At 33.2% G+C, this 17,734-nt stretch carries 17 protein-coding genes and 1 tRNA gene; 8 read left to right on the top strand and 10 right to left on the bottom strand.

What is annotated here, in order from left to right; all coding sequences use genetic code 11:
- Window positions 1-14: 14 nt before the first annotated feature.
- Window positions 15-926, top strand: coding sequence for a lysophospholipid acyltransferase family protein (locus ACKTST_RS04125; protein WP_408046467.1), 912 nt, complete (start codon window positions 15-17; stop codon window positions 924-926).
- Between the two features lie 69 nt (window positions 927-995).
- Here ACKTST_RS04125 and ACKTST_RS04120 read toward each other — a convergent pair.
- The 3 genes from ACKTST_RS04120 to ACKTST_RS04110 all read right to left on the bottom strand — a co-directional run bounded on the left by ACKTST_RS04120 (window position 996) and on the right by ACKTST_RS04110 (window position 3,290).
- A tRNA-His gene (locus ACKTST_RS04120) sits at window positions 996-1,071 on the bottom strand.
- Window positions 1,072-1,126: 55 nt separating this feature from the next.
- Complete coding sequence (gene bshB1, locus ACKTST_RS04115) at window positions 1,127-1,843, bottom strand: bacillithiol biosynthesis deacetylase BshB1 (RefSeq protein ID WP_408046466.1); 717 nt, start codon at window positions 1,841-1,843, stop codon at window positions 1,127-1,129.
- Window positions 1,844-1,880: 37 nt separating this feature from the next.
- On the bottom strand, window positions 1,881-3,290 hold the full coding sequence (locus ACKTST_RS04110; protein ID WP_408046465.1) for an MATE family efflux transporter: 1,410 nt from the start codon (window positions 3,288-3,290) through the stop codon (window positions 1,881-1,883).
- Between the two features lie 151 nt (window positions 3,291-3,441).
- Here ACKTST_RS04110 and ACKTST_RS04105 point away from each other — a divergent pair, with 151 nt between their 5' ends.
- From ACKTST_RS04105 to ACKTST_RS04075, 7 genes are all read left to right on the top strand, one after another.
- A complete protein-coding gene (locus ACKTST_RS04105) occupies window positions 3,442-4,200 on the top strand; it encodes a Rossmann-like and DUF2520 domain-containing protein (protein WP_408046464.1) in 759 nt (252 codons plus the stop codon).
- On the top strand, window positions 4,184-4,711 hold the full coding sequence (locus ACKTST_RS04100) for a KdsC family phosphatase (RefSeq protein WP_408046463.1): 528 nt from the start codon (window positions 4,184-4,186) through the stop codon (window positions 4,709-4,711). Before ACKTST_RS04105 ends, ACKTST_RS04100 begins: the two co-directional genes overlap by 17 nt.
- Window positions 4,712-4,755: 44 nt before the next feature.
- Window positions 4,756-5,181: a DUF2147 domain-containing protein gene (locus tag ACKTST_RS04095; RefSeq protein WP_408046462.1), complete on the top strand. Its 426-nt coding sequence runs from the start codon at window positions 4,756-4,758 to the stop codon at window positions 5,179-5,181.
- Window positions 5,182-5,297: 116 nt separating this feature from the next.
- Complete coding sequence (locus tag ACKTST_RS04090) at window positions 5,298-5,738, top strand: RrF2 family transcriptional regulator (RefSeq protein ID WP_408027913.1); 441 nt, start codon at window positions 5,298-5,300, stop codon at window positions 5,736-5,738.
- Between the two features lie 51 nt (window positions 5,739-5,789).
- Complete coding sequence (ric, locus tag ACKTST_RS04085; protein WP_408046461.1) at window positions 5,790-6,512, top strand: iron-sulfur cluster repair di-iron protein; 723 nt, start codon at window positions 5,790-5,792, stop codon at window positions 6,510-6,512.
- A 2-nt stretch (window positions 6,513-6,514) separates the two neighbouring features.
- Entirely contained in the window at window positions 6,515-8,734 is a 2,220-nt protein-coding gene (locus ACKTST_RS04080; protein WP_408046460.1) for a nitric-oxide reductase large subunit, read from the top strand.
- Between the two features lie 318 nt (window positions 8,735-9,052).
- The gene (locus ACKTST_RS04075; RefSeq protein WP_348718436.1) at window positions 9,053-10,312 is read left to right on the top strand and encodes a tyrosine-type recombinase/integrase; all 1,260 of its coding nucleotides are present in this window, start codon (window positions 9,053-9,055) and stop codon (window positions 10,310-10,312) included.
- A gap of 13 nt (window positions 10,313-10,325) precedes the next feature.
- On the opposite strand, the gene ACKTST_RS04070 is transcribed toward ACKTST_RS04075, so the two are convergent.
- The 7 genes from ACKTST_RS04070 to ACKTST_RS04040 form a co-directional block, all read right to left on the bottom strand.
- Window positions 10,326-11,309, bottom strand: coding sequence for a DUF4238 domain-containing protein (locus tag ACKTST_RS04070; protein WP_348718434.1), 984 nt, complete (start codon window positions 11,307-11,309; stop codon window positions 10,326-10,328).
- 87 nt (window positions 11,310-11,396) lie between these two features.
- A complete protein-coding gene (locus ACKTST_RS04065) occupies window positions 11,397-12,197 on the bottom strand; it encodes a DUF4138 domain-containing protein (RefSeq protein WP_348718433.1) in 801 nt (266 codons plus the stop codon).
- Window positions 12,198-12,213: 16 nt separating this feature from the next.
- A complete protein-coding gene (traM, locus tag ACKTST_RS04060) occupies window positions 12,214-13,152 on the bottom strand; it encodes a conjugative transposon protein TraM (RefSeq protein ID WP_348718431.1) in 939 nt (312 codons plus the stop codon).
- Between the two features lie 8 nt (window positions 13,153-13,160).
- The gene (locus ACKTST_RS04055; protein ID WP_348718430.1) at window positions 13,161-13,793 is read right to left on the bottom strand and encodes a conjugal transfer protein TraK; all 633 of its coding nucleotides are present in this window, start codon (window positions 13,791-13,793) and stop codon (window positions 13,161-13,163) included.
- A 15-nt stretch (window positions 13,794-13,808) separates the two neighbouring features.
- On the bottom strand, window positions 13,809-14,639 hold the full coding sequence (locus ACKTST_RS04050) for a hypothetical protein (RefSeq protein ID WP_348718429.1): 831 nt from the start codon (window positions 14,637-14,639) through the stop codon (window positions 13,809-13,811).
- A gap of 5 nt (window positions 14,640-14,644) precedes the next feature.
- Window positions 14,645-15,229 (bottom strand): conjugal transfer protein, encoded by a 585-nt coding sequence (locus tag ACKTST_RS04045; protein ID WP_456243490.1) that lies wholly within the window; start codon window positions 15,227-15,229, stop codon window positions 14,645-14,647.
- A 53-nt stretch (window positions 15,230-15,282) separates the two neighbouring features.
- Window positions 15,283-17,682, bottom strand: a complete 2,400-nt coding sequence (locus tag ACKTST_RS04040) for a TraG family conjugative transposon ATPase (protein ID WP_348718605.1) — start codon at window positions 17,680-17,682, stop codon at window positions 15,283-15,285.
- Between the last annotated feature and the right edge of the window lie 52 nt (window positions 17,683-17,734).

Genomic DNA, 17,734 nt, shown 5'->3' with positions numbered 1-17,734 from the left:
TTTAATTTTTATAAATGGCATTTTTAACTTTTGCAATTGTTTACCCTTTCATCTGGTTAATATCAAGATTACCTATGAGGGTTTTATATGTTTTTTCTGATTTTTTCTTTTTAATTCTATATTATATTGTTGGTTACAGAAAAAAAGTAGTGAAAAAGAATCTAAATATTGCTTTTCCTAACAAAAGCAAAACCGAAATCAATAAAATATCTAAACAGTTCTTCAAACATTTTGTTGATTTACTTTTTGAAAGTGTCAAGTCTTTTTCTATCAGTAAAAAAGAATTGCAAAAACGCTATAAATACAAAAATCCTGAACTTGTTAACAAATACGCTGAACAAGGCAGAAGTATTGCATTGACAGGTGCACATCAAGCTAATTGGGAGTGGGCTTTTGGCATGACTTTTTCACTTAACATAGACTGTTTTGGTGCTTACAAAAAAATTAAGAATCCGTATTTCGAAAAAGTTGTTAAGGAATCTAGAACAAAGTTTGGTTTTGACGGAGTTCCTACAACTTTATTCAACAGAAGTATTTATGATCGTTATTCAAAAGGAATAACCAGCTTATACATTTTATTAAGCGACCAATCTCCTCAAATAAAAAAGACAAGATATTGGGCTGAATTTTTGAATGTAAAAGTACCTGTACATACTGGCGCAGAAGTTCTTGCAAAGAAATACAATTCTGTTGTTATGAACATGAAAACTACCAAAGTTAAAAGAGGTTATTTTGAAGTAGAATTTGAATTAATAACCGACTCTCCTAATAACTTTAATGATTTTGAAATTACAGATAAATACCTTGAAATAACTGAGAAAAATATTAAAGAACAACCCGAGTGTTATTTATGGACGCATAACCGATTTAAGCACAGAAATAAATACGACCAATGGTTAGAAATTAGAAAAGCTTCTCAAAAATAATTGAGAAGCTTTTTTTATAGTCTTTTATTTTTTTAAAATAAAAAAACCTTCTTAAATAAGAAGGTTTTTGGGTGAAAGACCGGGTTCGAACCGGCGACCTCCGGAACCACAATCCGGCGCTCTAACCAACTGAGCTACAATCACCATGTAACTTGCGGGTGCAAATATACAAGCTTTTCACATTGTGACAAAACTTTTTTTTAAATTAATTTGCTAAAATCTTCAACCGCAACATAACGTTCTGAGGTAAAGCCTTCTGCATAATCAACACCTATAAGCCTTCCTAAATCACGCGCTCTATATTCAATACTATCAGTAAAGTTTTTACTTGTTATTGGTGTTTCTGGCTCTTCACTTTTTGGGTCATAAAACTGCGATGAATACGCCATAACAGCATCAATCTTCTTATTTATAAAACCTGTAACATCTACCACAAAATCTGGTTCAATATTTTTCCACTGAATATAATGGTATACTTGTTTTGGTCGCCATTTTCCTTGTTTAACTCCGTTTAATTCAGTCTCAATCTTTAGCAAACCACTTAAAAAACAAGCATCAGACACTAATTTACTTCCTTTGGGATGATCTATATGACGATCATCAATAGCATTACACAACACGATTTCAGGTTGATACTTTCGTATCATTTTAATGATTTCTAACTGATGCTTTTTATCATTCGTGAAAAAACCATCAGCAAAACCCAAGTTTTCACGTACCGAAATTCCTAATATTTCCGCAGCTTTAGTAGCTTCTATATCTCTTAATTCAGCAGAACCTCTTGTTCCTAATTCACCACGAGTTAAATCGATAATTCCTACTTTTTTTCCTAACGAAATTTCTTTTGCTATGGTAGCAGCACATCCTAATTCAACATCATCAGGATGTGCACCAAAAGCTAATATATCTAGTTTCATAATCTTATATAAGAAAAGCTAATTTACTAAATGAATTTTAGACTTGTACTGTTTTCCAGCTTCCTTTTCTAAACAACCAAATACTAATAACTGCTATTAAAACTTCCGCTAAAGTTATTGCCAAAAACACTCCTATAGGTCCGAAATTTAACGTTATCGCCATCAAATAAGCAAATGGCAACTGAAACAACCAAAAACACACAAGGTTTATATAAGTTGGAGTTTTTGTATCTCCAGAACCATTAAATGATTGAATAACTACCATACCATAAGCATACGCAACATAACCAGCAGCCATGATTTGCAAACATAAAGCTCCGTTTTCTACAACCTCAGTATTATTTGAAAACCAACTTAGAAAAGTGGATGCAAAAAGAAGATAAACTATCGAAACAACTCCCATAAAAATTGCGCAATACTTACTCGTTATCCAAACTGATTTTTCTGCTCTTTCAGGTTGATTGGCCCCAAGATTTTGTCCAACTAAAGTAGCTGCTGCGTTACTCATTCCCCAAGCAGGCATAAGTGTAAACATCATTATACGAATTGCAATTGTATATCCTGCTAAAACTTCGCTACCAAATTCAGACATAATACGCATCAAAAACACCCAACTTGACGTTCCTATTATAAATTGCCCGATACCTCCTAGTGATACTTTTATTAAGTTTATCATTACCGAAACTCTAACTACTAAGTCTTTAACAGCGAGTTTTATTTTACCGGCTCCAAAAAACAACACTAGCAATTGTGAAACCACAGCAGTTCCTCTACCAATCGTAGTTGCAATTGCTGCTCCCTCTACTCCATATGCAGGAATTGGTCCTAATCCGAAGATAAAAATTGGATCTAAAATGATATTTAATCCGTTGGATAAAATCAGCGTCCACATAGCAATTGAAGCATTTCCGGCACCTCTAAAAATTGCATTGATTAAAAAGAGTAACATTACAGTAATGTTTCCTCCTAACAACACACGAGTATAGCCATAGCCTTCCGCAATTAAATCAGGTTCTCCGCCCATTAATTGTAAAATCTCCTTCGGATATACGATTCCAACAATGCTAATTAGAATGGAAACAAAAATTCCTAAAAAAATAACTTGAACCGCTGTTTGATTTGCTCCTTCTGAGTCTTTTTCACCAGTTCTACGAGCAACTAATGCAGTAGCCGCCATACTTAATCCGATAGCTACAGCATACACCAAAGTTAGCACCGACTCTGTTAATCCGACAGTAGCAACAGCATTTACACTTACTCTAGAAACATAGATAATATCTACCAGTGCAAAGATAGATTCCATTAACATCTCTAAAATCATCGGAATTGAAAGCATAAAAATCGCCTTTTTAATACTTCCTGTGGTAAAATCTTGCTGCTTTCCTAAAACAGCGTCTTTAAAAAGTGAAATTATATTTTGTTTTGAAGTTTGATTGTTATCAGTCATTATAAGTTTAATTAAATACATAAATAACCTCAAGAAAACTTAAGGCATAACTATTTGTTGCTCAAGCAACCGTACTATGGATGCGACTTATACAATCATAATGATACAAATATGCAAAAATAATTTTAATTAAATTCAATATCTTCGTGCTATGATTAAAGTTGTTATCATAGGAGGCGGTAATGTAGCTACCCATTTAGCCGATGCTTTTAGCAAAACCAACAATGTATCATTGACTCAGGTTTATGCTAGAAACATTGAACAAATACAGCATTTTAAAAAATTTACTTCAATAACTAATAATATAGAGCAATTAAAAAAAGCTGATGTTTATATTATAGCTGTTTCTGATGATGCAATCACCGAAGTTTCACGTAAGATTAATCTCCCTGACAGCATAATTGCTCATACATCTGGGAGTGTAGAAATGAACGCTATTAAAACAAATGGCAGTAAGGGTGTTTTTTATCTTCTGCAAAGTTTTTCTAAAAGCAAAGAAGTTAATTTTGATACTATTCCCTTTTGTCTTGAAGCAGAAAATGAAAAGGATTTACAACTGTTAGAAACGTTAGCAAAAACTATTGGAAAGAATGTGTATCATATCAATTCTGAACAAAGAAAAAGATTACACGTTGCAGCTGTTTTTGTAAACAATTTTACGAATCATATGTACAAAATTGGTGCAGATATTTGTAACGAACACCAAGTCCCTTTTGAAGTTCTACAACCTTTGATTAAAGAAACTGCTGAAAAAATCACGAAACTCAACCCTGAAGATGCTCAAACAGGTCCTGCTAAGAGAAACGATCAAAAAACTATTCAAAATCATTTAGCTTTATTGAATACAGAGCAACAAAAAATTTATAAACTTATTACAAAATCAATCCAACAAAATGGAGAAAAGTTATAAAGAATATTTACCTCAAATAGACACGTTAATTTTTGATGTAGATGGAGTATTGACTAATGGAATTGTTACTATTTTTCCTGATGGGCAATTAATTAGACAAATGAACACAAAAGATGGATATGCTTTACGAGCTGCTGTAAAAGCCGGTTTAAAAGTATGTATCATCTCTGGAGGTAAAAACGAAGGGGTTCGTACCCGCTTAGAAAACTTAGGAATTACCGATATCTATTTAGGAGCTCAAAACAAAACTGATCAGTTTAATGAACTTGTAGAAAAGTATAATTTAAAACCTGAAAACATAATGTATATGGGTGATGATATTCCTGATTACCCAGTTATGAAACTAGTTGGAATGCCTGCTTGCCCTAACGATGCGATTCGTGAAATACAACAAATTTCAAAATATATTTCTGATAAAACTGGTGGTAACGGTTGCGCTCGAGATATTATTGAACAAATTTTACGCGTTCAAGGAAAATGGGAAAGTAACTTTGACGCTCAATATCACTAATTGGAATACTTTTTGAAAACAGTTATTTATTAAACATAATTATAATGAAAAAAACACTTTTAATCTTATTATTTACAGCTTTTAGCCTTTCAATAAACGCTCAAACAATTTTCGGTAAATGGGAAAACCGTGACGAAGAAACGAATAAAGTTGACTCGGTTATTGAAGTCTACGAAAAAGACGGAAAAGCCTATGCTAAAATCATAGAAATTACAGATCAAAGCCGTCAAAAAGCTGTATGTGATAAATGCAGCGGAAAACGTAAAAACAATCCTATTTTAGGAATGAATATTTTAACTGGATTAGAAAAAGATGGTGATGAATGGAGTGGCGGTAAAATTCTTGATCCTAAAAACGGTAAAGAATACAAATGTTATATAAAACTAGACGGTAAAAACAAACTTAAAATAAGGGGCTATATTGGGTTTTCTGCTTTTGGGAGAACTGCTTATTGGTATCGTAAAAGCTAAACTTCAAAATTCATATGTAAAGCACTATTTTTTAATGGTGCTTTTTTTACAAAAAAATAAAAGACTTTAGTGTCTTTTATAAATAAAACTAATATCTTTGTAGCATATTATTTTATATGTTTTCAAAATCTTGTGAATACGGTTTAAGAGCAACTATTTTTGTTGCAGAACAATCTAGCTTAGATAATAAAGTTGGTGTAAAAGCTATTGCTGCCGCTATTGATTCTCCTGAAGCTTTTACAGGGAAAATATTACAAATTTTAACAAAAAATAACATTATTGATTCTATTAAAGGTCCTTATGGTGGATTTGTAATTAATAAAGCTGACCTTAAAAAAATTCGCTTAAGCGATGTGGTTCGTGTTTTAGATGGTGATAGTATTTACACAGGTTGCGGATTAGGTTTAAAACAATGTGATGATAGCTCTCCGTGCCCTCTTCACTTTAAATTTGTAGAAATTAGAGATAACTTAAGAAAAATGTTAGAAGGAAACACCCTTCATGATGTATTATACACAAACGACAAGAAAAATACTTTTTGGCTAAAACGAGAATAAAAAAATTTACAACAATAAAAGACAAAAAGGTCTTTTTATAATTTATAAAAAATGGAGATAAATAACAACTCAATAGTAGCAGATATAGTTGCAAAAAACTATAAAACAGCTACAATTTTTAAACTATACGGAATTGATTTTTGTTGCAATGGTAACAGAACTATTCAAGAAGTTTCAACAAAGAAAAACATTGTTCCAGATACATTGATCAATAAACTCATCCGAATTGATAGAGGTTTAAAATCTACTAACGACTATCAAAACTGGTCCTTAGATTTTTTGTGTGATTACATCTATCAAAATCATCATACCTATGTAGAAAAACAAATTCCTGAAATTTTAGAGTACTTAACTAAAATAGCTAAGGTACATGGTAACAACCATCCTGAGCTACACGAGGTTTTGCAACTCTTTAAAGAAAGTGCCGGAGAACTTACCACCCATATGAAAAAAGAGGAACTTATTTTATTTCCTTTTATAAAAAAGTTAGTTGAGGCGAGTAATTCAAATACGCCCCTTACTCCTCCTCCCTTTGGTACGGTAGAAAACCCTATAAACATGATGCATACTGAACATGATAATGAAGGTAGTAGATTTAGAACAATTGCAAAACTTACCAATAATTACACTCCGCCTGAAGACGCTTGTAACACTTATAAAGTTGCTTTAGCCATGCTACAGGAGTTTGAAGAAGACTTACACAAACACATTCATTTAGAAAATAACATTCTATTTAAAAAAGCAATCAAATTAGAAAATCAATTAAACAATTAATAATGAGAAAAATTTGGACTGGATTTATTGCAGTAGTGGTATTATCATTTATTGCATTAATATGGGTAGGTACAGAAATTTATCAAACCCAACCCCCTATACCTGAAACAGTAAAGGTTAAAGGAAGTAACGAAACTATTTATACAAAAAAAGACATACAAGACGGACAAAATGTATGGGAATCAATCGGAGGAATGGAAGTAGGGTCCATTTGGGGACACGGAAGTTATGTAGCTCCAGACTGGACAGCTGATTGGATTCACAAAGAAGCGGTTTATCTATTAAATTACTGGGCTAAAAAAGACTTTAACACCAACTATGATGCTTTAGATGAAGAAAACAAAGCTGCTTTAAAAGCTCGTTTGGTAAAAGATATTAGAACCAACACTTTTAATGAAAAAGACCAATCAATAACAGTTTCTAAAGAGCGAAAAGAAGCCATTGAAGCAAACTCAGCGTATTATGCAAACATTTTTTCAAAAGGTCATGAAAAATATGCCATCCCAAAAGGTGCATTAACCGATACTGAAAAACTAGCTAAACTTAATGCCTTTTTATTCTGGACTTCTTGGGCTGCCAGTACAGAAAGACCTAATCAAGACTATACCTATACTTCTAACTGGCCTCACGAACCGTTAATTAACAATACAATTACTCCCGATTCACAACTATGGTCAGGGTTCTCAATAATTTTATTACTACTATTTATTGGAGTATTAACCTATTACTACATTCGAAATCATGAAAAAGGAGAAGCGGTAACAAACCCAAACAATGACCCCTTATTAGACTTAAAATTAGTTAGATCTCAAAAAGCAGTATTAAAGTACTTTTTAGTCATCTCACTTCTTATTGTATTACAAGTTGTTTTGGGTATTGTTACTGTACATTATACGGTAGAAGGTCAAGCTTTCTTTGGCTTTAATTTATCGGAATATCTTCCGTATTCAATCTCAAGAACCTGGCATACACAACTTGCTGTATTTTGGATTGCTGCTACATGGTTAGCTACAGGATTATTCTTAGCTCCAATTATTAGTGGTAAAGAAATGAAGTATCAAGTTTTCGGAATCAATTTCTTGTTTATCGCCTTGTTAATTATTGTTTTAGGTTCTATGCTAGGAGAATGGTTAGGTGTACATCAATTTTTAGACTTAACCACTAACTTTTTCTTTGGTCACCAAGGATACGAATACATGGATTTAGGTAGATTCTGGCAAATATTCTTAGGTATAGGTTTAATTTTATGGGTAGTTATGGTTGGTAGACACGTATTGTATGGTATCCGTAAGAAAGACGACTCTAAACATTTGCTTACTATCCTATTAATAGCAGTAGTTGCTATTGGTATGTTCTTTTTCTCAGGATTGATGTATGGAGAAAACAGCTCACTACCTGTAATTAATTATTGGAGATGGTGGCTAGTGCACCTATGGGTAGAAGGATTCTTTGAGGTGTTTGCGACGGTGATTATTGCCTATATTTTCTCTCGAATGAAAATTATTTCAACCAAAACAGCAGGAAAAACAGCGATAGCCTCAGCAACTATTTTCTTAGCTGGTGGTATCATTGGTACCTTACACCACTTATATTATTCAGGAACACCGGTGCAAGCCATTGCTTTAGGAGCTACATTTAGTGCTTTAGAAGTAGTACCGCTTACCTTAATGGGATTTGAAATTAGAGAAAACTGGAATTTATTGAAAAAAAATGCTTGGATTCAACGTTACAAATGGCCTATCTTTTTCTTTATTGCTGTTGCCTTTTGGAACATGGTCGGTGCTGGTGTTTTCGGGTTCTTAATCAACCCTCCTATTGCATTGTACTACATCCAAGGGTTAAATACTACTGCGGTACACGCACATACTGCATTATTTGGAGTATACGGAATGTTAGGGATGGGCTTTATTTTAATTTGTTTACGTCTATATTCAAATATTTTTTGGAACGAAAAACTAATAAAAAACGCCTTTTGGTTTTTAAATGGCGGGTTAGTTTTAATGGTCGTATTAAGCTTACTACCAGTTGGTATCATTCAAGTTTACACTTCTATTACCAAAGGATACTCTTTTGCTAGAGACCCTGAATTACTATACAATCCAACAGTACAAACCTTAAAATGGATGCGAATGATAGGAGATATTGTATTCTCTTTAGGTATTGTATGTTTCTGCTGGTTTGTGGTAAGAACAACGATTAATGCAATAAAACAGAAACTATAAACTTATTTTACAATTTATTCAAAAGGCTGTATGAAAACTCATGCAGCTTTTTTTAAGTAGATTTAAAAACAAAAAAGCCTTACTAGTTTTAGTAAGGCTTTATGTGATCGCGACAGGATTCGAACCTGTGACCGTCTGCTTAGAAGGCTGAAAAAATTTAAGCACTTGAAAATTTCAAAAATTATACTTTATTGATAATCAGTATTTTAATAAATTTTATTTCGATTTAATTTTAATTAAAGTCAAAACGATTCAAAAAAAAGTGTGCACAAAGTGTGCATTTTTTTTCCTAACTTTAATAGAAAATTAGGGCTAAAAATGGCACGTGTAAGACTCGTTTTAGATACCAGAGAATCATCAAAAAGTAGTACAACTGGATTGTATCCAATTGCGCTACGTGTCTTCCATCGTAAAGCCAGACTTATACGCCTTTCATTTTATACTTCTAATGTCGGTTGGGATTCTACATTAACCAAATTCAAAAAATCTGCCTTAGCAAATAAAAACCAAAATTGTGATTACATAAATAAAGAGCTATATACACTACTCCACAAAGCCAAAAAACTACTTGATGAACTTGGAGAATCACTTAAATCAATTCATGTTGATAGTCTTGTAGAACATATAAAGTTAATCTGGGAAGAAGGTGAACAATCGACTATAAAAAAGAAAATAATCAACAATATTTCTTTAGAGGAATGGGGAAAAACATTAATCGCACGAAAACTAAAAGCTAAGAAACCAGGAACCGCAAAATGGTATAGAGGAGGAATTGATGCGATTAAAAAATTTAATGCAGATAACGATATCAAGCTCTATGATATTACTGTTACATTTTTAACGGACTTTCAAGCTCATCATGAGCATATTGGAAATTCTAATAACTGTATTAGCTCTTACCTAAGAGCAGTCAGAGCCATATATAATAGTGCCATTAAGGAAGATGAGTTTGAACCTATTAAAAACTCATTTATCCATTACAAAATTCCAAAGTCAGGAAGAACTAAAAAACGTGGAATTTCAAAAGAGAAGATTCTATCCATACGAAAACTTCATTATGAAATAGACTCGGAACTATGGCATACAAAAAATTATGCGTTAACTATGTTCAACTGTCGAGGAATGAACTTTATAGACTTAGCTAAATTAAAGGTAAATGCAATTAATAATGAGCGATTGCAATATGGACGAAGTAAAACTGGAGAGCCTCTGTCTGTAAAAATTACTGATGAGCTTGCTCAAATTTTAAACTATTACCTCACAAGAGAAAAAGATGAAGATGATTTCATTTTCCCTGTTGGATATGATGGAAGTCCCGAAACCTATAAACATTATCTTTCACATAGGAGACGCGTCAATAAACTATTAAAAATAATTGCAAAAGATGCAGGAATCGAAGAAAACCTAACTACATACACTATAAGACATTCCTGGGCAACAATAGCAAAATACATGGGGATTTCTACTGAAGTAATTAGTGAAAGCTTAGGGCATAATTCATTAAAAACTACTGAAATATATCTTAAAAGTTTTCATAACGACGTTTTAGATGAAGCTAATAAAATGATCGTCAGCTAGAATATTCTTTTTGTTACAGTCCTAGTTCTTTTAATCTTGCAAAAACCTCTGCCATTGATTCACCTTCTTCAAGAGGTCGTTCAGATTCCTGTTTAGTTGTCAAATATGATTCAAGAGCACTTTTTGAACCAAACATAAATTTTTCTGAATTCTGCATTTGTGAATAGTTGGCTGTTAATTTTTCTATTTCTGAAAAAGGCCTTTTGCTTATTCTTCTCCATATTCTATTTAGAAGCCCTTCTGGGCATTCAGGCATCAACATTAAAATATGCTGAGAATCTAACGGAAGCTTTAATATGTTCGATGGGTCAAATGGAGCAAATCTTTCAGGTTTATTATTTGACGCAATTACAGGATTATCACTAGTTACTAATTCTAAATTTTCATCATCAATTTTTATAACACAGATTGAATCATTTTTAAGTCTTACTTTAATCAGCTCGATAGCAACTTCTAATTGCGTTATAATCATTCCTGGTTGTCTTTCTTTATTATAATCTCTTGTAAACTCTTCAAGATTTTTTCCAGCTATAGACACTTTTTCATCCCCAAAAGTGAAATAATCTTTCCCCGTTTGTTTACAGAGCGCGAAAGCTTGTTTAAAAGCCCTCCTCATTAGATCTCTACTGGCATTTACCCATTTAGTTGTTCTATAATACATTGTAACCACTGTAGAAATGATTAATTCTCTTTCTTCGTTTGTTAGCTCTGTTTTATCTGGATCTGTTAAAATTTGATAAATTGCATCATAATGTTGCTCAAGTTCATCAGAGTAGAATCTCTCAACTGCCATTTTTTGTTCAACCGTTTCTCCTGGGAGTGTATAAAGATGTTTTTCTAAAGCAACATTCTTGATATTCGATTGAAAAATAGCTTCTTTTTTTATTGCTTTTTCAGGAAGAGCATGAATAAGATATTCTTGTCCATCTTGAATACTAAAGTGCTTTAGATAAGTTCTAGGAACAAAGTGTTGACGCTTAACTAAATTTCCTGACATAATATTTCCTTTTTAAATAAAGTTTGTCAAATCTATAAAAATATACAGTTATCACACTTCAAACTACGCATATAATAAAATAGACCATCAATTAAATTTTAGAACCACTTTTCTATTACCCTTTAGTTCTTGAAGTTCTATTTCTAGTCTCTCATTATCTCCAAGAACGAACTTTGGTAATACAAAAACAAATCGGTTCGAATCCTTGTTTTTAATCATACCTAAAAGTTCGTGTTCATAAACAACTTTCTGTAGTAGTTTTTGATATGAAGATTTCCTTCTTTTATTACCATTAACGCGATAAATATTCAAGTAATCAATCTCGAAATCGATTCCAGAGTTGTTGGAAAACTCTAAAACCAAATAGACTTCATCACCTTGATATACCATCTTTTGTAGACGTAATTTTAGTCCTTTCTTTCGTTTAGTTTTTAGATTTTCCGACTTTAATTTCAAGAGATATTTACTAAACTTCTCAAAAAACGAAACTCTTTTCCTTTCTTCAGAAATTGGCAGTATACCTGGCTTTTCTTTTATAGTCTTTCTCATTTCATTACCAATACTTTCCATATCACCAACAAAATAATTCAACTTTGGAAGATTTCTTCTATACCTAAGTATGTAGGAATAAATACGACCATCATTGGTAACAGTTAATAAATTACTATCAGTTCCTGGTTGCGCCTGTAGTAACCCAAAGTATTGCTCTTTTTCACGATTGTATGTAAACACAAAATGTGAAGCTCCAGTAATGCCCTGTCTGATAGGTTTAGGAAAAAACAGTGCTACATTTTTATGCTCATTGGCATAAATAGTGTCTAATTGTTGTTGTGCATTTAGAGTTGAACAAATTAAAGCAAACAACAATGTAATTATATATTTATTCATAAGAGTGAGTTTTTAATTATCTCTTTGAGATTTTTAAGATTAATTGATAGTTATCCGCAATCGTAACCCTTACATTACGATTGTTACGTTGGAATAGTTTTTTGATTCCAGAAACTTGCGGTATACCTGGAACATTTACATCGTTGATTGCATCACCAATTAATTGCTGTCTAACTTCAGCTCTAAAACTATTCTCTATGTAAATACCTTCACTTCCATCTTGATAATCGTGCGCTGTAAGTTTCACAGGTTGATGATTGATATGCTCAATAGAAATGATTGTGCGATTGGGCTGAAACTTTACAAATCCATAAATAGATGAATTCTTTAATAAATGCTTTCCATTTATGGTGGCATCTTTCATCAAGCGCATCTGCAATCTAAAATTTTGACGAACCGTTTGTTTCCCATCAACACGAACAAATATTTCGGAATCTGTGTTTTGGTTCATCACGATTTCATTCTTTACTGGACTAGATGCAAAAAAGAGTTGATGTTCTAAACCTAATTCTTTGGCTTCAACAGCTGTTTCCTGTTTTTCGATTTTTGAAACCGTGTCTTTTTTAATTTTAATAATCGGTTTGGTGGGAAGTTTTGGCTTTCGATAAGAAGCGTTTGTATAGTTTATTTTTCCTTGATTGTAGATGCTATCGATCATTCGTTTCTTTTCTTTCTCCAAAAGATTTGAGTCATATACTCCTGTAGAATCCAATAACTGTTCATCATAGATACTTGGCGCATTAGTTTGTCGTACTTCTTTTAAATCGTCTAAAGCCTCTAATTTGGACTTATATTCCTTTTGCTCGTCTTCCAGTTTCGGAACAGGAATTTGATTATTTTCAATAGTGGTTTCTTCCTCACCGCTAAAGTTAATAGCGTAATAAGAACCAATGAACAATACTACACAAAGTATCAATCCCGCGAAAACTATTTTATTCTTGTCCATTTTCATCATAATATTCTTTATTTATTGCCCATTATGGGCTCATAATCTTCTAGTTTTTTAAGTTGATTTTCAAAAAAGTTGGTAATCAATAATCCGTGCGTATTCTTTGGAAAGTTGCGATTCACATGGATTAAGTTTCCTGAAGTTGTTAGCTCATAGGTATCTACTACAGATCCTCTATTAATTTGAAAAATGGTTTTTGTCTCGAACCCATAGGGTTCATTTTGTAAGTCAATTTTGGTATCGATACTTATTACTTTCTGAACTAATGAGTACTGGAGTAATCTGTTGTATACTCCATCCGCTTTTTTCTGTCTATACAATGCATCTACAGAACTATTTCCGAGCCACAGCGCCTTTTCTAAATTCTTTTCATAGTTACTAGCATCGATATTATAGAAATAGTTATGAAACAAATCTAAATGCGCCAATGTTTCTACGCCCAAATTTTCTAATTGAGAAACCATCTTCAATGGAATAACACTTCCGTCTCCATTTACCACAAAGGCACTATTAACAGTTTCTTTATGCAGTTTCATAACCATTAGTACAGAAACAATGCAAGTAACAACTGTTGCGATTACCACAGTCAACACAATGAAGCGATTTAACTTCAGTACATTGTAAATATTTTTATACGGTGTTTTCATTTTAAAAAGTTGATTTTAATTGGCAAAAAGCCTAAATACAAAAGATGTTGCGCGGTGATAGAGTTTAAACTTTAGAAACACAATAAAGCCAAGTGAACCCAATTGAATAAGAGGCGCAAAGAACTCACTACCCCAATCAGTACCGAACAGATCATTCCAAAAATTTGTATTGATTTCGGTATAGAGATTATTGACAAAAACATTCACAAGAAAAAAAGCCGGTACTAGCATATAAACCCCTACGTACAATTTGAAAAAATTATAGGCAAGCGTTCTAAACTTTTCAAATACAGCTAAACTTATTACCAATGGGAAAAACGCTTGCATAATTCCTAATAAAAAGAATCGCTCAGCCAAGAATAGTGGATAAATAAATAAGTCTATCAGCCATAAAAATATTCCAACAATAAATGACAGTATTTTCAATCCATACAATGGTGTTACCAATGCCTCATACAACATTGCCAAAGCCTTTTTGGCGGCTTCCAAGGCACCCACATCCTGTTCCAAATCTATATCCTGCATCTGCAAAGGAAGGAGTGCCGGAGCCGTATCTCGGTATTGCGTTTCAATGGCTACCAAAATGTTATCAAAAACGGTCAATACCTGAGTAGAAAAAATAACAACAATCACTATGGCAAAGTTTTTAGCAAGCTCGGTGGGTGTTAATCCCCAAGTGTGCCCTTCTGTAGAAGCGATTCCTTCATTATATTTTTTTAAAATGTTGATGAGAAAAAAGAGAATAGCCAAAGTCTTCATACCAGCGATAGTATACTGCGAAAAATCGCTGTTCTTTATCGTCGTAAAAACCGTATCAATATATTCTAACCCAATCCCCAAAAACATAATTTCTAATAGCCAGTTTCTCTGTTGTTAATGATATCTTGCATTCTTCTAAAGGAAATGATTTCGCGATAACGTTTCGTCTTCGCTTGAACTTCAGCCACCATTTCCTGCGATTTTAATTCGTGTTCCTTAAGTACTTCCGCACGTTCCGCGTCACTCATCTTTAGATTACCACTAGATAAAATTTGATTGATATACTGAACCGTAGACATTGAACTTTCAATAATCTGAGTAAAAGATTCTGTAACACGATTGACTTCTTCAGGTTTGATATAGGGAGAATTTAAAATCTCTTGTAAATCTCCTTGTACCATATTAAAAAGCTGTTGGTTATTCTGAACAACTTTATGAACAGCATCAAGCTGTTGAATGACATTACTGACTTGCTCAATGCGTTCTTTTTGTTTCTTTAAAAAGTCTACTGTTTTGAGTAATTGTGTGGTATGTTTACCAGATTCTAACAGTTGTTTTGCTAGACTGACAAAGTTAGTGTTATCATACACTGGCCATCCTTGGCTCGTAGCACGAGCAGGCAATAAAAGTGTCAAGGCTAGTGCAATTACTAATGTTCTAATTTTGTTTTTACTCATTGTTAAAAATTTGTTTTGGTATTCGTGAATCTTCGATTTCATAATGATTGTTTTTAAGAATTGATAAATATGTTGATGGCTCTTTCCATTGAGCCGTGTTCTTCAAATAATGCCATTATTTGCTCACTCTCTTTACCATCGGTTAAGTAAGCTGCAAAGACTTCTTTCGGAACTTCCAATCGAAAAATGTTGCTCTCCTTTCCAATTTTGATGAACATTTCGGTGTACTTGCGCTCACCAGTTAGATTGTTTCGGATAGATTTTAATTGGTTTAAATCGTGGCTCGAAAGGTTTAAGCGTTTTTGTAGTTCATCATAACCTTTCTCATTACGTAAGCTGTAAATGACTTGCGTGTTTTCAAGAATACTCGCCGATGTTGAATTGTTTGGCAATTGATTGATGGATTGCAAAATGATGCCAATTGCACCATTCTGTTTTCTAATTGCCTGATAGTAGAATTCCACACTTTCTAATACGTTCCCAAACTTCAATTGCTTTGCAAACTCATCAAACAGTATGATACCACGTTCTGAACGATTACGCCAAATAGTTCTTTGAATAGCCGACTTGATAAGCTTCAGCATCACCGACAAAATCTCTTTGTTGTCCTTTACTTCATCCAGTTCAAAGACAATCATTCGCTTGTCTTCAATCTTATAGGTTTGGTCTTCGCTTACATTGAACAAGAAGCTGTATAAACCATCATCAACATATTCCGAAAGGATGTGCAAAAAGTTATAAACGCTAAAATGCTCTTCTTGAATTTTAAGTTCCTGAATGAGCGTATCTTTTTTATCATCTATAAATTGATACAAGGATGCCAGCGAATAGGTGTCATTAACACCATTTTGGTAGTAGTAACGAAGTACTTTTTTGATAGCTACTTCGTGCGCTTTGGTAGCATCCTTTAGTGCCAATAACTCCAACAGGAACACACCCAAATCTTCTAATCGTTCAGGTGTTAAATCGGCTTCCGAAGCAATATAAAATGGATTGATGCCTAAATTCTTCCCTTGCTCATACCGCAGTATGATATGGTCATCTGGATAGAGCTTTGCAAACTTGGAATACGAACCTCCCAAATCTATAATCACCAAGCGAACTTGTTGCTCGAAATATTGGCGAAGTATGTTGTTAGCTAAAAAGGATTTACCCTCACCAGTCGGTGCGAAAATGGCAAAGTTTCTTGCCTTAATGCGTTTCTTTTTTTCATCCCAGACATCTTTTAAAACTGGAATGTTGTATTGTCTGTCGTTAAAGATGATACCTGTTTTATCCGACTTATAATTACTATTATTAATGTATAAACACAGTGCATGCTTTAAATCGGTAACGTATAAATCCTCATTCGAAAAGTTAGACGAAAAGCAAGCATAAGAGTTTAGAAAAAAGTTTTTTCGCTCTTCTCCTTTTGGATAATACGGGACAATATCCAATTCCTTAAACTCTGTTTTTATCTTGGATGCAATTCTGCCCAATTCTTCAGCTTCCTTACTCCAAAAGATGACGTTTAAATGTCCTCTGATAATTCGTGAAGCATCGTCTTCATTAATTTGATTAACGATGTGCTGAATTTTCTTCAAAACCACTTTATTTTGTGAGCCAAAGTTGGAACTCTTGTTCAACTCTTCAATCTTCTTATCGAGTAGTTTTCGCCATTTATGCTTGTCATCCAAATAGATGATTTGATTGACGATATGATTTTCATTGAGGTTTAATCCCAATCCGTCGATAAAACCTTGATGAAACACAAAATCATCTGAAGTAAACTTGTCATTGGTTTTACTACTTTGTACTACTTCACCAAAACAGAGTTCACTATTTACTGCCAACACATCAAAATTGTAATCGCCTATTTCAATGTGTTTCTTCTTTAGCTGTACATCGGTATCAAATCCTTCATTGAAACCATTGAAATAGCTGTTGGTGTATTCCAAGATTTCTTCTTGGTTCATTGGTTTCATCAATACCTTTCGGCTATTATTGATAAAAGATACTGCATCATTCACCGAAGCAATGAACTCGGTAATGTTATGGTCCATTTTTTTATGGATGCCTTTTTCAACTTTCCGAAAAGGGTTGACAAACTTCGCATTATTCAATGCCTTGTTAAATGGCATTATAAAGAACAAATAGCTTTGGTGTTTTAAGTAATCCCTTCCCTTAAAATAGTTATAAGTGGCCCGTTCCAAAAAGGAATTGTTGGGTAATTCGTTAGCATCATAATGTGCCTTCTGATACACATCTTGTTTATGGATTACTGTACTTGTTGGCAAGGATTTAAAAGCCTGAAACCATGCTCCGTGTATGTCTTCAAAATCTTTTTCAGACAAGGAGTAGATTTCAGGCAGATCCCCCTTAAAACATAATACCACATTACCATTATTGGCAAACACCAAATGATTCTGAATATCTAATATAGGATGGTATGCAGATAGATTAATCTTCATAATACAGGCGGTTAATTCTTTTATTACTTATGGCTAATGGAAATACCTTTTTGAA

The organism is Tenacibaculum crassostreae (assembly GCF_964512405.1).
Classification (GTDB): Bacteria; Bacteroidota; Bacteroidia; order Flavobacteriales; family Flavobacteriaceae; genus Polaribacter; species Polaribacter crassostreae.
This window is presented reverse-complemented; position numbering and strand designations above follow the sequence as displayed.

What these genes read in the sequence shown, in the direction of transcription:
- ACKTST_RS04125 (WP_408046467.1), top strand. Translation starts at nt 15, where the DNA reads ATGGCATTTTTAACTTTTGCAATTGTTTACCCTTTCATCTGGTTAATA.
- bshB1 (WP_408046466.1), bottom strand. Translation starts at nt 1,843, where the DNA reads ATGAAACTAGATATATTAGCTTTTGGTGCACATCCTGATGATGTTGAA.
- ACKTST_RS04110 (WP_408046465.1), bottom strand. Translation starts at nt 3,290, where the DNA reads ATGACTGATAACAATCAAACTTCAAAACAAAATATAATTTCACTTTTT.
- ACKTST_RS04105 (WP_408046464.1), top strand. Translation starts at nt 3,442, where the DNA reads ATGATTAAAGTTGTTATCATAGGAGGCGGTAATGTAGCTACCCATTTA.
- ACKTST_RS04100 (WP_408046463.1), top strand. Translation starts at nt 4,184, where the DNA reads ATGGAGAAAAGTTATAAAGAATATTTACCTCAAATAGACACGTTAATT.
- ACKTST_RS04095 (WP_408046462.1), top strand. Translation starts at nt 4,756, where the DNA reads ATGAAAAAAACACTTTTAATCTTATTATTTACAGCTTTTAGCCTTTCA.
- ACKTST_RS04090 (WP_408027913.1), top strand. Translation starts at nt 5,298, where the DNA reads ATGTTTTCAAAATCTTGTGAATACGGTTTAAGAGCAACTATTTTTGTT.
- ric (WP_408046461.1), top strand. Translation starts at nt 5,790, where the DNA reads ATGGAGATAAATAACAACTCAATAGTAGCAGATATAGTTGCAAAAAAC.
- ACKTST_RS04080 (WP_408046460.1), top strand. Translation starts at nt 6,515, where the DNA reads ATGAGAAAAATTTGGACTGGATTTATTGCAGTAGTGGTATTATCATTT.
- ACKTST_RS04075 (WP_348718436.1), top strand. Translation starts at nt 9,053, where the DNA reads ATGGCACGTGTAAGACTCGTTTTAGATACCAGAGAATCATCAAAAAGT.
- ACKTST_RS04070 (WP_348718434.1), bottom strand. Translation starts at nt 11,309, where the DNA reads ATGTCAGGAAATTTAGTTAAGCGTCAACACTTTGTTCCTAGAACTTAT.
- ACKTST_RS04065 (WP_348718433.1), bottom strand. Translation starts at nt 12,197, where the DNA reads ATGAATAAATATATAATTACATTGTTGTTTGCTTTAATTTGTTCAACT.
- traM (WP_348718431.1), bottom strand. Translation starts at nt 13,152, where the DNA reads ATGATGAAAATGGACAAGAATAAAATAGTTTTCGCGGGATTGATACTT.
- ACKTST_RS04055 (WP_348718430.1), bottom strand. Translation starts at nt 13,793, where the DNA reads ATGAAAACACCGTATAAAAATATTTACAATGTACTGAAGTTAAATCGC.
- ACKTST_RS04050 (WP_348718429.1), bottom strand. Translation starts at nt 14,639, where the DNA reads ATGTTTTTGGGGATTGGGTTAGAATATATTGATACGGTTTTTACGACG.
- ACKTST_RS04045 (WP_456243490.1), bottom strand. Translation starts at nt 15,229, where the DNA reads ATGAGTAAAAACAAAATTAGAACATTAGTAATTGCACTAGCCTTGACA.